Raw genomic sequence first — 12,794 nt, forward strand, 5'->3', positions numbered from 1 at the left:
GGAGGGCAGCATGGCTACCAAGACTGTCCGCGTCGAGCAGATCGGTTCGCCGATCCGCCGCGAGGCCTCCCAGCGTGCGACGCTGGTCGGCCTGAAGCTAAACAAGCTGCACCGCGTTTCCGAGCTGGAGGACACTCCCTCGGTGCGCGGCATGATCCGCAAGGTCGCGCATCTCGTGCGCGTCCTCGACGACGCCGCGGCGTGAGGAGGGCTCAATCATGAAGCTCAACGAAATCCGCGACAATGAGGGCGCCACCAAAGCCCGCATGCGCGTCGGCCGGGGCATCGGCTCCGGCAAGGGCAAGACCGCGGGACGCGGCGTGAAGGGTCAGAAGGCCCGCACCGGCGTGTCCATCAAGGGCTTCGAGGGCGGCCAGATGCCGCTCCACCGTCGCCTGCCGAAGCGCGGCTTCAACAACATCCACGCCCACGACCTGAACGAGGTGAACCTCGGTCGCGTCCAGCAGGCGGTGGATGCGGGCAAGCTCGACGCCAACGCCACCGTGACGGTCGATGCGCTGGTCAAGGCCGGGATCATTTCCCGCGCCCGCGACGGCGTGAAGCTGCTCGGCGTCGGCGAGCTGACGGCGAAGCTCAGCTTCGAGGTCACCCGCGCCTCCAAGTCGGCCGTCGAGGCCGTCGAGAAGGCCGGCGGCTCCGTCACCACGGCCTACGCGGCGGGCGCGGCCCATCGCGGCACGCCGAAGGACGCGGTTGCGTCGGCCTGAGCCGACCCTTAAATCCAACGCCGAAGCGGCGGCCCGTGCTCGCACGCGGCCGCCGCTTCCGCTTTCAGGGACCGTCCAAGACGTCTCCCGACGGCATTTTCCGGGATCGATGACATGGCCTCAGCCGCCGAGCAGCTCGCCGCCAACCTGAACTTCGGCGCCATCGCCAAGGCCGACGAGCTCAAGAAGCGCATCTGGTTCACCCTGGGCGCGCTCATCGTGTTCCGGCTCGGCACCTACATCCCGATCCCCGGCATCGATCCCGAGCAGTTCGCCCGGAACTTCCAGAACCAGGCCGGCGGCGTGCTCGGCCTGTTCAACATGTTCTCGGGCGGCGCGGTCGAGCGCATGGCGGTCTTCGCGCTCAACATCATGCCCTACATCTCGGCCTCGATCATCGTTCAGCTCCTGACCTCGGTGGTGCCGAGCCTGGAGGCGCTGAAGAAGGAGGGCGAGTCCGGCCGCAAGGTCATCAACCAGTACACCCGCTACCTCACCGTGGTGCTGGCGCTGGTCCAGTCCTGGGGCATCGCCTTCGGCCTGCAGGGCTCGAACGCGGTCATCAATCCGGGCCCGTTCTTCATCCTCTCCACCGTCGTCACGCTGACCGGCGGCACGCTGTTCCTGATGTGGATCGGCGAGCAGATCACGGCGCGCGGCATCGGCAACGGCTCCTCGCTGATCATCTTCGCCGGCATCGTCGCCCATCTGCCGGCCTCGATCTTCGGCGCGCTCGAACTGACCCGCACCGGCGCGCTCTCGCCCGCGATCCTGCTCGGCGCCGGCCTCGCCGCGGTGGCGCTCGTCTACTTCATCGTCTTCATGGAGCGGGCGCAGCGCCGTCTGCTGATCAACTATCCCAAGCGTCAGGTCGGCAACCGCATGTACGAGGGCCAGTCCTCTTTCCTGCCGCTCAAGCTCAACACCTCGGGCGTCATCCCGCCGATCTTCGCCTCCTCGCTGCTGCTGCTGCCGACCACGATCGCGAGCTTCTCGGCGAACCAGGGCTCGACCGGCATCCTCGGGACGCTCACGACCTATCTCGGCCATGGCCGGCCGCTCTACATGCTGGCCTATGCCGGCATGATCATCTTCTTCACGTTCTTCTACACGGCCGTCGTCTTCAACCCGCAGGAGACCGCCGACAACCTGAAGAAGCAGGGCGGCTTCATCCCCGGCATCCGCCCCGGCGAGCGCACCGCCGCCTTCATCGACAAGGTGCTGACCCGCATCACCGTGATCGGCGCGGCCTACCTCACCTTCGTCTGCCTCGTGCCGGAGATCGTCGCTTCCTACACCTCGGCGGCGCTCGGCTTCGGCGGCACCTCGCTGCTCATCGTCGTCTCGGTCACCATGGACACGGTGGCGCAGATCCACGGGCACCTGATGGCGCACCAGTACGAGGGCATCGTGAAGAAGGCGAAGCTGCGCGGCGCCTCCGCCGGCGCGCCACGGCGTCGCTGAATCGTCATCTCTTCGCCAAAGGTTCGGTGGACGGGCCGGGCGAATTCTCGCATCAACGTCGTTGCGACAGGGGCGCCCGTGCAAAGGGGGCGCCCGCAGTGAAGAACAAGCCCGGCTCCGGGCCCTGATGACGAGGAAACGCCATGCGGATCATCCTGCTCGGACCGCCGGGAGCGGGAAAAGGCACCCAGTCCGAGCGTATCGTGGAGCGCTACGGCATTCCGCAGCTCTCGACGGGTGACATGCTGCGCGCCGCGGTCACGGCCGGCACGCCGGTCGGCCTGGAAGCCAAGTCGATCATGGAGAGCGGCGGCCTCGTGCCGGACGCGGTCGTGGTCGGCATCGTCGCCGACCGCGTCGAGGAGGCCGACGCCAAGCCCGGCTTCATCCTCGACGGTTTTCCGCGTACCGTGGAGCAGGCCAAGGCGCTGGATAAGATGCTCGCCGAGAAGGGCATCGCGCTCGACGCCGTGGTCGAGTTCGTCGTGGACGAGAACGCGCTGGTCGGCCGGATCGCCAAGCGCGCCGAGGAGACCGCGGCCCGCGGCCAGCCGGTGCGCAAGGACGACACGCCCGAGGTCTTCAAGACCCGCCTCGACGCCTACAAGCGGCAGACCGCGCCCCTGTCCGACTACTATGCCGGCACCGGCCTCTTACGGAAGATCGACGGCATGCAGCCGATCGACACCGTGACCGGCGAGGTCGTGACGCTGCTCGACGGGTTCCGCGAGAAGGCGGTTTCGTAAGTCCAGCCTTCTCCCCGTCATTCCGGGGCCGCGAAGCGGAACCCGGAATCCACCCGTGATGCATGGCCAAGCGAAGCGTCGAGGCCAGTCTTGGATTCCGGGTTCTCGCCTTGGGCGAGCCCCGGAATGACGGGGGTGGGTTTGCAGGGGCGACGACAAACGGTCGGCCGCTCGACACAATCGTATCGATATCGTTGACAAGGGGGTTTGCCTGCGCTAGGCGGGCCCCCTTCGTCCAAACGGGATGTGGTCCGAAAGCGCCTCGATGAGGTCGCTGGCGGGCCGATTTGTCGTTTCGGGCGGGTGCGCAGGGGCCGGCCTCCACCGGACGCGCGCCGTCATCAGCCGAAGGCGGGCGCCGTCCCGCCACATGGAGAAGTTCTCTTGGCCCGTATCGCAGGCGTCAACATCCCGACCGCCAAGCGCGTCGTCATCGCGCTTCAGTACATCCACGGCATCGGTCCGAAGAAGGCCGAGGAGATCACGAGCAAGGTCGGCATCCCGGCCGAGCGCCGCGTGAACCAGCTCACCGACGCCGAGGTGCTCCAGATCCGCGAGACCATCGACCGCGACTACATGGTCGAGGGCGACCTGCGCCGCGACGTGTCGATGAACATCAAGCGCCTGATGGATCTCGGCTGCTACCGCGGCCTGCGTCACCGCAAGCAGCTCCCGGTCCGCGGCCAGCGCACCCACACCAACGCCCGCACCCGCAAGGGCAAGGCGAAGCCGATCGCCGGCAAGAAGAAATGATTTGTGACTGGAAGGCCGTGCTTCGCTCGGCCTTCTTCCCGTCGCGCCGGGTGACCCTCGACGTGCACGGTTGATCGGCACGGCCGTGCAAGGCCGCCGCACCCAAGTGCCAAAAAAAATCCCGAGCGCCTGGTGTTACGGGCGTGATTGAAGGACCAGAGAGAACAAGATGGCCAAGGAACCGACCCGCGTCCGCCGGCGCGAACGCAAGAACATCGTCTCGGGCGTGGCGCATGTCGCCGCCTCGTTCAACAACACGATGATCACCATCACCGACGCGCAGGGCAACACGATCTCGTGGTCGTCCGCCGGCGCCATGGGCTTCAAGGGCTCGCGCAAGTCGACGCCGTACGCCGCCCAGGTCGCCGCCGAGGACGCCGCCCGCAAGGCCTCCGAGCACGGCATGCGCACCCTCGAGGTCGAGGTGTCGGGCCCCGGTTCGGGCCGTGAGTCGGCCCTGCGCGCGCTCCAGGCGGCGGGCTTCACCGTCACTTCGATCCGCGACGTGACTTCGATCCCGCACAACGGCTGCCGCCCGCGCAAGCGCCGCCGCGTCTGATCGATCAGGGACACGGCGAAACGGAGAAGCCCATGGCGGACGGTTCGAACAAGCCCCTTCCCGGCGTGCTGCGGTGGACCATCGGCGACCTCACGGTCACGGCGCTCAACGACGGCTGGTTCCAGGGCTCGCTCGATCTCGTCACGGGTATCCCGAAGGAGGAGGCCGGCGCGCTCCAGCGCGCGGGCTTCCGCCCCGAGGCGCCGGTCGTCACGCTCAACGCGTTCCTGATCACCGGCGCCGGCCGCAAGCCGGTGCTGATCGATTCGGGCTACGGCCATTTCGGGCCCGAGACGATGGGCCGGGTGCCCGCCGCCCTCGCGCTCGCGGGCGTCAGCCCGGATGAGATCGAGACGGTGCTGCTGACCCATCTCCACCCTGACCACGCGGGCGGGTTGATCAAGCAGGACGGTTCGGCGGCTTACGGCAACGCGGAGCTCGTGGTGCACGCCGACGAGGCCGCCCACTGGCTCCCCGACGAGGCGCTCTCCCGCGCCCCCGACGAGGCCAAGCCGTATTTCGAGAACGCCCGCAAGGCGGTCGCGCCCTACGGTTCGCGGCTGCGCAAGCACGAGGGCGGAGAACTGGTGCCCGGCATCACCGCCGTTCCGCTGCCCGGCCACACCCCCGGCCATTGCGGCATGCGGATCGTGTCTGGGGACAAGTCGCTCTTCATGTGGACCGACGTGGTGCACATGCCGGCGATCCAGTTCAAGCAGCCCGAGGCTGGCGTCGCCTTCGATGTCGATGGCGAGCAGGCGCGGGCGATCCGCAAGCGCGTCCTCGACGAGGTCGCCACCGAGAAGAGCCTGATCGCGGGCTCGCATCTCGAATTCCCGGCGCTCGGGCACGTCGCCCGTGATGGCGGCGGATACAGCTTCGTTCCGGTCCTCTGGGTCGGCGGCGAAAGCTGAAAAAAGTTTCAGGGACCGGCCGGGCGCCCCAGCGGCGCGCCCGGCCGGCCGAAGCGCGTCCGGGACGCCGGCCGCGCGGGTTTGGTGAGAGGTAGGACCGTGGTCATTCAGAAGAACTGGCAAGAGCTGATCAAGCCGAACAAGCTCCAGGTGTCGGCCGGCGACGATCCGAAGCGGGTCGCCACCGTGGTGGCCGAACCGCTGGAGCGCGGCTTCGGCACGACGCTCGGCAACTCGCTCCGCCGCGTGCTGCTGTCCTCGCTCCAGGGCGCCGCCGTCACCTCCGTCCAGATCGACGGCGTGCTGCACGAGTTCTCCTCGATCCCCGGCGTGCGCGAGGACGTGACCGACATCGTCCTCAACATCAAGACGATCGCGCTGCGCTCGCAGACCGATACGCCGAAGCGCATGACGCTCCGCAAGACCGGCCCCGGCCTCGTCACCGCGGGCGACATCGCCGTGACCGGCGACGTGCAGGTGCTCAACCCGGACCTCGTGATCTGCACGCTGGATGACGGCGCAGAGATCCGCATGGAATTCACCGTCGCCACCGGCAAGGGCTACGTCCCGGCCGAGCGCAATCGCCCCGAGGACGCGCCGATCGGCCTGATCCCGGTCGATGCGCTCTACTCTCCGGTGACCAAGGTCAGCTACCGCGTCGAGACCACCCGCGAGGGTCAGGATCTCGACAAGGACAAGCTGACCATGACGGTCGAGACCGACGGCGCGATCTCGCCGGAGGATGCGCTCGCCTACGCCGCGCGCATCATCCAGGATCAGCTCCAGGTCTTCGTGAACTTCGAGGAGCCCCGCAAGGAAGAGGCCGCGCCGCTCGCGCCGCAGCTCCCCTTCAACCCGGCTTTGCTCAAGAAGGTCGACGAGCTGGAGCTGTCGGTCCGTTCGGCGAACTGCCTGAAGAACGACAACATCGTCTATATCGGCGACCTCATCCAGAAGTCGGAGGGCGAGATGCTGCGCACCCCGAACTTCGGCCGCAAGTCGCTCAACGAGATCAAGGAAGTGCTCGCCGGCATGGGCCTGCATCTCGGCATGGACGTTCCCGGCTGGCCGCCGGAGAACATCGAGGATCTCGCCAAGCGCTTCGAAGAGCACTACTGAGGGGGCGAAGCCGCCCCTGGCTTGACTTGGCGGCGCTGCACGGCGCCGCTTGTTTGGCCGATCCGACCCTGTGCTGAGCCGCTGGGTCGGCGCGACCTCCCGCCCCAGCGAAGCTGGGGCGGGCACTCCCAAAGAATCCCGCCGCGGGGTCAAGCGGAACTTGTGAGAACAGCCCCTCGGGGCACCGGTCGGCCCTTGGCACGGCGATCGGATCAAAACGGAAAGGCCCAAAGACATGCGTCACGCTTACCGCGGTCGCCGCTTCAACCGCACCGCCGAGCATCGCAAGGCGATGTTCGCCAACATGTCCGCCGCGCTGATCAAGCACGAGCAGATCGTCACCACCCTGCCGAAGGCCAAGGACCTGCGTCCGGTCGTCGAGAAGCTGATCTCGCTGGGCCGTACCGACAGCGTCCACGCCCGCCGTCTCGCCATGGCGCAGATCCGCGACGCCGACATGGTCAGGAAGCTCTTCACGGTGCTGGGCCCGCGCTACCAGTCGCGTCCGGGCGGCTACTGCCGCATCATGAAGGCCGGCTTCCGCTACGGCGACAACGCCCCGATGGCCGTGATCGAGTTCGTGGACCGCGACGTCGATGCCCGCGGCAAGGATTCCGGCCCGGCCCAGGTCGACGCCGCCTGAGGCCGGTTCGACAATCGAGCGACGCGAGAAGGCGGCCGAGAGGCCGCCTTTTTGCATAATGACGGTCGATGGCGGATGATACGGCTCGAACCGGCGGAAAGTCCGGGGAAAAGCGGAAGTGGGACAATTGTGCATGTACCCACCGGTCTTTCATCCGTTATCGTGTTTTCGACGTGATGGGGTCCGGTCCGTCGCCGTGGAGGCATTCGCCCCGGTCACGCAGCCGGCCGAAAGGCTTTGGCGAACGGCATGGTGTGCGTCGTGAATGCTCCCAACGAGACCTCAGGGGTGCTGAAGGACCCGCTGCTGCTCGACAACCAACTCTGCTACGCGCTCTACGCTGCCGCCCACCGGATGACGAAGTCGTATCGGCCGATGCTGGAGCGGATGGGCCTGACCTATCCGCAATACCTCGTGCTGCTGGTGCTGTGGGAGAGCGACGGCATCACCGTCTCCGAGATCGGTCGCCGCCTGCGGCTCGATTCCGGCACGCTGACGCCCGTGCTCAAGCGCCTGGAGAGCAGCGGCTTCCTCAGCCGCAGCCGGCGCCAGTCCGACGAGCGCGAGGTCGAGATCTCCCTCACGGACGAGGGCCGCGGCCTGCGGGCTCAGGCGGTGGCGGTGCGCCAGTCGGTGATGTGCCAGCTCAACATGTCCGAGCCGGAGATTCAGGCGATGCGGGCCGACCTCAACGCGCTGATCGAGAATTTGAGCACCGGCGGCTGACGGGCTTCCGCGTCATCGCGAGGCGAGGCGCGCACCGTCCGGGGCGCCCCCCGAGCCGGAAGACACGCCTCGGCCTTTTGCGGCGGCGTGCGCCGCCCCTTCCGGACGGGGCCCTCCTGCTCGCTTCGGTTTCGCCTGGCGATGACGGCGCGCCATGGCGATCGTTGCACAAATTCCCCGGTCCATCCGCCCGGGCCGGCCCTCCGCCCGACACTCCCTGCGACGAATGTGGTCCTAATGCTTTGCCGGATCATTTTCGCTTGAGCCCCTTCCTCCGATTCCGTTAGGGGAAGCGCGTCACCGCTTGCTGCGATGCGGCGGACGTGCTCGGGGGCGATGTCGTGCCGGCCTGTCATCAAGGCGTCAAACGCCTCGGTGCTTCTCCCCTCCCCATGGGGAAGGACACGAGGGCCGGCCCGGTGCGCGAACCGCACCGGCCTCTGGGCGTTGCACGATCATGACGGCCGGCCCGATCGAGAGTAGCCGCGACGCGCGGCCCCAGGTCGGCGTCCTGCCGATGCGGCAGACGCCCGAGGGCGGGACCGAGATCCTGCTCGTGACCTCCCGCGAGACCCGCCGCTGGATCATCCCCAAGGGCTGGCCGATGAAGGGCCGTAAGCCGTTCGAGGCGGCCGCCCGCGAGGCCTACGAGGAGGCCGGCATCGTCGGCCATGTCGGCAAGCGGCCGATCGGCTTCTACCTGTACGAGAAGCGGCTGAAGAACCGCGACGCGGTCCTGTGCCAGGTCACGGTCTTCCCCCTCGACGTGCGCAAGCTGCTCAAGAAGTTTCCCGAGCAGGGTCAGCGCGAGGCGCGCTGGTTCTCGCCCTCCGACGCGGCGGAGGCGGTGATCGAGGCGGGGCTGGCCGGCCTGATCCGCGCCGCGGCCAACCGCGACTCGAAGAAGCGCAAGGGCTGAATTTCAGGCGCTGCCATCGGGAAGGCGGGCCGCGTCCCGCACCGCCTCCAGGGTGAGCGTGCCGGACCCCGCGGCAAGCCGCGTCGCCCCGGTCGCCAGCATCCGGTCGAGCGCCTCCCGCAGGCTCGCCTCCGGCGCGATCGCCGGCAGGGGAGGGGAGGCGGACTCCGCGCTCACGCGCTCGTGCACCCGCAGCCGGTCCAGCCGCCGCAGCGCCCGCATCCCGCCGAGAAAGGTCTCGACGAAATCGTCGGCCGGGGCGGCGAGCAGGCGCTCCGGCGTGCCGACCTGGACGAGATGGCCGTCGCGCATCAGCGCGACCGTATCGCCCATCCGCAGCGCCTCGCCGATGTCGTGGGTCACGAGGATCACGGTCTTGTGCAAGCGGCGCAGGATCGCGCCGATCTCCTCCTGCAGCCGGTCGCGGGTCACCGGATCGACGGCGCCGAACGGCTCGTCCATCAGCAGGATCGCGGGATCGGCGGCGAGCGCGCGGGCGACGCCGACGCGCTGGCGCTGCCCGCCGGACAATTCGGCCGGTCGGCGGTTCCGGTATCGGGCAGGATCGAGGCCGACGAGATCGAGCATCTCATCGACCCGCGCGACGATCCTCCCCCGCTTCCAGCCGAGCAGGCCCGGCACGGTCGCCACGTTCTCGGCCACGTTTTTATGGGGAAACAGGCCCACGCCCTGCAGCACGTAGCCGATGCCCCGGCGCAGGACGATCGGATCGAGATCCGCCACGTCGCGGCCCGCCACCGTCACCCGCCCGGCATCGGGCGCGACGAGGCGGTTGACCATCCGCAGCGTCGTCGACTTGCCGCATCCCGACGGACCGATCAGGGCGCAGGTCGTGCCCGCCGCCACGGTGAGGTCGAGATCGGCCACCGCCGGACGGTCGGCGCCGGGATGGCGTTTGGCGACGGCTTCGAATCGGATCACGGCGCGAGTCCCGGCCGGGCGGTGGAGCGCTCAGCAGCCCTTGCAGATCGAGCCCATCGTCCGGTTCATCTTGGCGTCCCAGGCCTTGTCGCGGTCGCGGGCGGCGCGCTGCGCCTTCAGCATCTGCTCCTGCGAGGAGGCGGAGAGCTGCCCCGGTGCCAGGGCGCCGGGTGCGGGCGGCTTGGTCTGGCCCGTGGCGGTCACGCTGCGGCCCGTCGAGGTGAGCCGGGAATCGGTTGCGCCCTGCGCCTGGGCGGCGCCGGCCCCGATCAGCCCGGACAGCAGGAGGACGGCGGAAACGGTCGGGCAACGCATCGTGGTCTTCACTCCCTGAGGCCTGCGCCGCCGGGAGCGGCCCGGATGAGACGGCACCGCCGATGCGCCCGGTGGTCCGGGCGTCTCCCTGCGCGAAAAGTCTAGGTGGCACCGCCCCGGTCCGCCCGCAAGCCGTCGGCCGTCCGGAGCCGCGCGGGCGCCGGCGCGTCAGTCCCCGTCGAAGACGATGCTGTCCCGGCCGAGCGCCGGATCGTCGTTGCGGTGGAGGTGCAGGGTGAGGGTCTCGTCCGCGCGGTCGCCGATCTCGTCGATGAGGGCGTGCCAGCTCTCGGGCAGAGGCGCCCCGCCGTCGGCGTCGAGGCTGCGTCCGAGATCGTGGCCGAGCTTGTGCAGCACCAGCCGGGAGCGGAAGCCGAGATCCTGTTCGATCGACATGGGCGATCCTCGCGTCGTGGAATGACTCTCCTCGTCCGATGCGCCGGGCGGTTCGCGCCCCTTCGCTTCCGTCCGGTCGCGTCGAATCGGCTCAGCTCACGCGGCGGATGTGGCCGATCGACGGCAGGACAGGTCGCGGATGCGAATTCGGTTCCGGTGTGGCCGAGATGCCATCATCACGGTCGAAGACCAAGCATCGATCGGGCCAGGACTGGTTTCGCTCCGCGAGGGCCGCGCGATATCCGCAGTTCCGGTCACGAGCAGTTCGCGCAAGGAGAGCCGGAGCCGCAATCGGCCGGAGGGCGCCCCTTCGGCGTCTCTCGGTCCCTCTGCGACGAACCCGGCATCCTTCGTCGAAACGCGCCTACCGTGGTTCGGCCTTGTTGGCGTCGGCCACCGCGTTGGCACGGCTGTAGGCGGTGCGGGGACGGTTGGTCGGATCCTCGAACGAGCCTGCCCACAGGCCGAGGCGCTTGCCCCAGGCCAGCGTCTCGGCGCCGACATAGGCCGTGTGGCCGCGGCGGCGGTCGGCCATGGCGAGGCCCTTCTCGGCCATCCACGCGTTCAAGTCTTCCTTGTCCCGCAGGCAGACCGAGAGGGCGCGGCCGTAGCCGTCGGTCTCGCGGATGCGGCAGGTCACGGTCGCGTCGCGCAGATGGGCGGCGAGCGCCTTGGCCGCCGTCGTTCCGCAGGCATAGGATTGTGCCTTCGCGTCCAGGCAGGTCTGCTTGAGGCCGGGCGCCGCCACGCCGTAGAGCCCGATCACCCGCCCGCCGACGACGAGCGTGTCGCCGTTCAGAACCCGCGCCTTGCCGCTCACGCTTTCGCCGGCTTTGGCCGCGGTCGATGTCCCGCCGGCTGCCGCCACGGCGAGTCCCGCGGCCACGACGGCGCCGCGCCCGAACGATCCTGTTCCTCGCATTGCATGATCCTAGCAATCGCCCGGCGTCGCCGTCCGGGCCTCGACCGGAACGGCCCGGCCGAACCATGCCCCTCCGCCCCGGTCCCTACGCACGGCTTATGCCCATTCTGTGGCCGAGGCTCGGCCGTGGCGGAGCGCCGTCGGGCGTCCCGCGCTGCCGGGGCTCCACGATTTCGTGACCGGGGACCGGCGGAACGGGACCCTGACGGCCCTGTTGGCGAGGCGACGGCGGTGCAGGGAAGCGACGATGACGGACGACGCCGACCGGTTTCTCGACTGCCTCCATCTCGCCGAGGAGCAACTCCACTGGGGCACCGATCCGCGGGCGCTGGAGGAGACGGCGCGCGGCCTGGCGCGGATCGAACCTGGGAGCGTCCTCGTGGAACAACTCGTGCAGCGGGCCGCCGTGCTCCGCGCCGCCCGCCGCGAATTGACCCGCCGCAGCCCGACGCCGCCCGCAGCCCGGTCGCCCGCGCCGGCATGGCGCCTCGCGAATCGCGCCTGAACGCGCGAACCGACCCATCGGCGCCGAGCTTTCGGACCTGCCGCGGAAATCGGCTCCGCGGCCCCTGTCCGGTGCCGGGCAACGCCCTAGCTGAAATTCGCCGGTTGCCATGCTCCGGCCATCCGCGCCCGCTCGATGGCGATGCCCCACACCGTCGGGCGGGCGCGGATGCCGGACTTCCCGAACGTCTCAGCCCACCGCCGCCGCGCGGGGGCGCTCATCGAACGCCGCCGCTTCCGGCCGCGGCACGAAGGCGAAAACATTGTCGGACGGCGATTCGGCGAGAGCGGGTTCCTCGCGCTCCGGTGCGGCCCCGCGACCGGCCGGGACGCTCATCCAGCGCACGATGCGCTCGTTGCCGCCACGCTGAAAACGCCGGGCGAGCCGGCGTCGCGCCCAGGCCGGAAGATCCTGAAAATCCATCATGTTTGCCCCCAAACTCGTCGCTGGGCCGCCGATTCTTCTGGTTGCGGCGACCCCGGTTTGAATTGTGCGCAAGTGTGAAATCAATAAGGCGCGGATGGGGAAGGACGGAAATCTTGATGTCGGGCCGGCCTGCCGGTCGGCGCACCGTCCCGAACAGGTCGGGCGGTCCCGACCCCCGGCAGATCGAGACAGGTCCGCGAACGGTCCGGGAAACGGCCGGGGTACGGACCCGGCAAGGGAGGGAGCGATGGCAGCGAGCTTGACGGACAAGATGCGTGGAGCCGCCGCCGAGGCACGGCGGCTGGCGGCGACCTTTCCCGGCGCGGTCGCGAAGGACGATCTCCCGTGGCGGGTGATCGCGGGCTTCGACGCCGAGATCCGCGGCCATGTCGAGCGCGACCGGCGCATCGAGGACGAGCGCGACCGCGTGCTGATCGCGGCCGTAACGCTGGCCGAGACGCCGGCGGAGGCGGAGACGGCCGAGCGGGAGCGGGCGCGCCGGGGCCTCGTGCGCGCGGTCGACTATCTGGAGGAGGCGGTGCTGCGCTTCGGCGTGCTCAACCGGACGGCGGCCCGCGGCGGGTTCGGCGCCGCCGGCCATCCGGTCGCCGAGAGGTCCTGATCCGCGGCGGCGGAACTGCCGTCGAGGCCCGAGGCCGCCGCGCGAGGCATTCCCGCCACCGGTCGAGGCCGGTCCGACGAGTCCCCAAGGCCCTT

At 69.4% G+C, this 12,794-nt stretch carries 18 protein-coding genes; 13 read left to right on the plus strand and 5 right to left on the minus strand.

Annotation, left to right across the window (positions count from 1 at the left end; all coding sequences use genetic code 11):
• Positions 1-10 precede the first annotated feature (10 nt).
• The 11 genes from rpmD to HNR00_RS19470 all read left to right on the plus strand — a co-directional run bounded on the left by rpmD (position 11) and on the right by HNR00_RS19470 (position 8,571).
• Positions 11-205, plus strand: coding sequence for a 50S ribosomal protein L30 (rpmD, locus tag HNR00_RS19420; RefSeq protein WP_056247438.1), 195 nt, complete (start codon positions 11-13; stop codon positions 203-205).
• A gap of 13 nt (positions 206-218) precedes the next feature.
• Positions 219-728 (plus strand): 50S ribosomal protein L15, encoded by a 510-nt coding sequence (rplO, locus tag HNR00_RS19425; RefSeq protein ID WP_183572082.1) that lies wholly within the window; start codon positions 219-221, stop codon positions 726-728.
• A gap of 114 nt (positions 729-842) precedes the next feature.
• Positions 843-2,192, plus strand: coding sequence for a preprotein translocase subunit SecY (gene secY, locus HNR00_RS19430; protein WP_183572084.1), 1,350 nt, complete (start codon positions 843-845; stop codon positions 2,190-2,192).
• Between the two features lie 143 nt (positions 2,193-2,335).
• Complete coding sequence (locus HNR00_RS19435; protein WP_183572086.1) at positions 2,336-2,938, plus strand: adenylate kinase; 603 nt, start codon at positions 2,336-2,338, stop codon at positions 2,936-2,938.
• A gap of 384 nt (positions 2,939-3,322) precedes the next feature.
• The gene (gene rpsM / locus HNR00_RS19440; protein ID WP_183572088.1) at positions 3,323-3,691 is read left to right on the plus strand and encodes a 30S ribosomal protein S13; all 369 of its coding nucleotides are present in this window, start codon (positions 3,323-3,325) and stop codon (positions 3,689-3,691) included.
• Between the two features lie 169 nt (positions 3,692-3,860).
• Positions 3,861-4,250 carry a 30S ribosomal protein S11 gene (gene rpsK, locus HNR00_RS19445; protein WP_003597118.1) on the plus strand — a complete coding sequence of 130 codons (390 nt, stop codon included), beginning with the start codon at positions 3,861-3,863 and terminating at the stop codon, positions 4,248-4,250.
• Positions 4,251-4,282: 32 nt separating this feature from the next.
• Positions 4,283-5,164 carry an MBL fold metallo-hydrolase gene (locus tag HNR00_RS19450; RefSeq protein ID WP_183572090.1) on the plus strand — a complete coding sequence of 294 codons (882 nt, stop codon included), beginning with the start codon at positions 4,283-4,285 and terminating at the stop codon, positions 5,162-5,164.
• Between the two features lie 84 nt (positions 5,165-5,248).
• On the plus strand, positions 5,249-6,283 hold the full coding sequence (locus HNR00_RS19455; RefSeq protein ID WP_183572092.1) for a DNA-directed RNA polymerase subunit alpha: 1,035 nt from the start codon (positions 5,249-5,251) through the stop codon (positions 6,281-6,283).
• A gap of 235 nt (positions 6,284-6,518) precedes the next feature.
• Positions 6,519-6,926, plus strand: coding sequence for a 50S ribosomal protein L17 (gene rplQ / locus HNR00_RS19460; RefSeq protein ID WP_183572094.1), 408 nt, complete (start codon positions 6,519-6,521; stop codon positions 6,924-6,926).
• Between the two features lie 261 nt (positions 6,927-7,187).
• Positions 7,188-7,652 (plus strand): MarR family winged helix-turn-helix transcriptional regulator, encoded by a 465-nt coding sequence (locus HNR00_RS19465; protein ID WP_183572096.1) that lies wholly within the window; start codon positions 7,188-7,190, stop codon positions 7,650-7,652.
• A gap of 457 nt (positions 7,653-8,109) precedes the next feature.
• Entirely contained in the window at positions 8,110-8,571 is a 462-nt protein-coding gene (locus HNR00_RS19470) for an NUDIX hydrolase (protein WP_183572098.1), read from the plus strand.
• A 3-nt stretch (positions 8,572-8,574) separates the two neighbouring features.
• Here the strand turns inward: HNR00_RS19470 and HNR00_RS19475 are convergent, their stop codons facing one another.
• The 4 genes from HNR00_RS19475 to HNR00_RS19490 all read right to left on the minus strand — a co-directional run bounded on the left by HNR00_RS19475 (position 8,575) and on the right by HNR00_RS19490 (position 11,146).
• Positions 8,575-9,513 carry an ABC transporter ATP-binding protein gene (locus HNR00_RS19475; protein ID WP_183572100.1) on the minus strand — a complete coding sequence of 313 codons (939 nt, stop codon included), beginning with the start codon at positions 9,511-9,513 and terminating at the stop codon, positions 8,575-8,577.
• Between the two features lie 30 nt (positions 9,514-9,543).
• On the minus strand, positions 9,544-9,828 hold the full coding sequence (locus HNR00_RS19480; protein WP_183572102.1) for a hypothetical protein: 285 nt from the start codon (positions 9,826-9,828) through the stop codon (positions 9,544-9,546).
• A gap of 168 nt (positions 9,829-9,996) precedes the next feature.
• Positions 9,997-10,224, minus strand: coding sequence for a hypothetical protein (locus HNR00_RS19485; RefSeq protein WP_183572104.1), 228 nt, complete (start codon positions 10,222-10,224; stop codon positions 9,997-9,999).
• Between the two features lie 364 nt (positions 10,225-10,588).
• A complete protein-coding gene (locus tag HNR00_RS19490; RefSeq protein ID WP_183572106.1) occupies positions 10,589-11,146 on the minus strand; it encodes a thermonuclease family protein in 558 nt (185 codons plus the stop codon).
• 247 nt (positions 11,147-11,393) lie between these two features.
• Here HNR00_RS19490 and HNR00_RS19495 point away from each other — a divergent pair, with 247 nt between their 5' ends.
• On the plus strand, positions 11,394-11,651 hold the full coding sequence (locus tag HNR00_RS19495; protein ID WP_183572108.1) for a hypothetical protein: 258 nt from the start codon (positions 11,394-11,396) through the stop codon (positions 11,649-11,651).
• Between the two features lie 189 nt (positions 11,652-11,840).
• Here HNR00_RS19495 and HNR00_RS19500 read toward each other — a convergent pair whose 3' ends face one another.
• Positions 11,841-12,077 (minus strand): hypothetical protein, encoded by a 237-nt coding sequence (locus HNR00_RS19500; protein ID WP_183572110.1) that lies wholly within the window; start codon positions 12,075-12,077, stop codon positions 11,841-11,843.
• A 247-nt stretch (positions 12,078-12,324) separates the two neighbouring features.
• Here HNR00_RS19500 and HNR00_RS19505 point away from each other — a divergent pair, with 247 nt between their 5' ends.
• The gene (locus tag HNR00_RS19505; RefSeq protein ID WP_183572112.1) at positions 12,325-12,699 is read left to right on the plus strand and encodes a hypothetical protein; all 375 of its coding nucleotides are present in this window, start codon (positions 12,325-12,327) and stop codon (positions 12,697-12,699) included.
• Positions 12,700-12,794: the final 95 nt, after the last annotated feature.

Origin of the sequence: Methylorubrum rhodinum (assembly GCF_014199935.1) — a bacterium.
GTDB classification, from domain to species: Bacteria; Pseudomonadota; Alphaproteobacteria; order Rhizobiales; family Beijerinckiaceae; genus Methylobacterium; species Methylobacterium rhodinum.

Excerpts from the sequence above, each read along its gene's own strand:
- rpsK (WP_003597118.1), top strand. The coding sequence starts at position 3,861 with ATGGCCAAGGAACCGACCCGCGTCCGCCGGCGCGAACGCAAGAACATC.
- HNR00_RS19495 (WP_183572108.1), top strand. The coding sequence starts at position 11,394 with ATGACGGACGACGCCGACCGGTTTCTCGACTGCCTCCATCTCGCCGAG.
- HNR00_RS19490 (WP_183572106.1), bottom strand. The coding sequence starts at position 11,146 with ATGCGAGGAACAGGATCGTTCGGGCGCGGCGCCGTCGTGGCCGCGGGA.
- rpmD (WP_056247438.1), top strand. The coding sequence starts at position 11 with ATGGCTACCAAGACTGTCCGCGTCGAGCAGATCGGTTCGCCGATCCGC.
- HNR00_RS19470 (WP_183572098.1), top strand. The coding sequence starts at position 8,110 with ATGACGGCCGGCCCGATCGAGAGTAGCCGCGACGCGCGGCCCCAGGTC.
- rplQ (WP_183572094.1), top strand. The coding sequence starts at position 6,519 with ATGCGTCACGCTTACCGCGGTCGCCGCTTCAACCGCACCGCCGAGCAT.
- secY (WP_183572084.1), top strand. The coding sequence starts at position 843 with ATGGCCTCAGCCGCCGAGCAGCTCGCCGCCAACCTGAACTTCGGCGCC.
- HNR00_RS19480 (WP_183572102.1), bottom strand. The coding sequence starts at position 9,828 with ATGCGTTGCCCGACCGTTTCCGCCGTCCTCCTGCTGTCCGGGCTGATC.
- rplO (WP_183572082.1), top strand. The coding sequence starts at position 219 with ATGAAGCTCAACGAAATCCGCGACAATGAGGGCGCCACCAAAGCCCGC.
- HNR00_RS19435 (WP_183572086.1), top strand. The coding sequence starts at position 2,336 with ATGCGGATCATCCTGCTCGGACCGCCGGGAGCGGGAAAAGGCACCCAG.
- HNR00_RS19450 (WP_183572090.1), top strand. The coding sequence starts at position 4,283 with ATGGCGGACGGTTCGAACAAGCCCCTTCCCGGCGTGCTGCGGTGGACC.
- HNR00_RS19500 (WP_183572110.1), bottom strand. The coding sequence starts at position 12,077 with ATGATGGATTTTCAGGATCTTCCGGCCTGGGCGCGACGCCGGCTCGCC.
- HNR00_RS19485 (WP_183572104.1), bottom strand. The coding sequence starts at position 10,224 with ATGTCGATCGAACAGGATCTCGGCTTCCGCTCCCGGCTGGTGCTGCAC.
- HNR00_RS19505 (WP_183572112.1), top strand. The coding sequence starts at position 12,325 with ATGGCAGCGAGCTTGACGGACAAGATGCGTGGAGCCGCCGCCGAGGCA.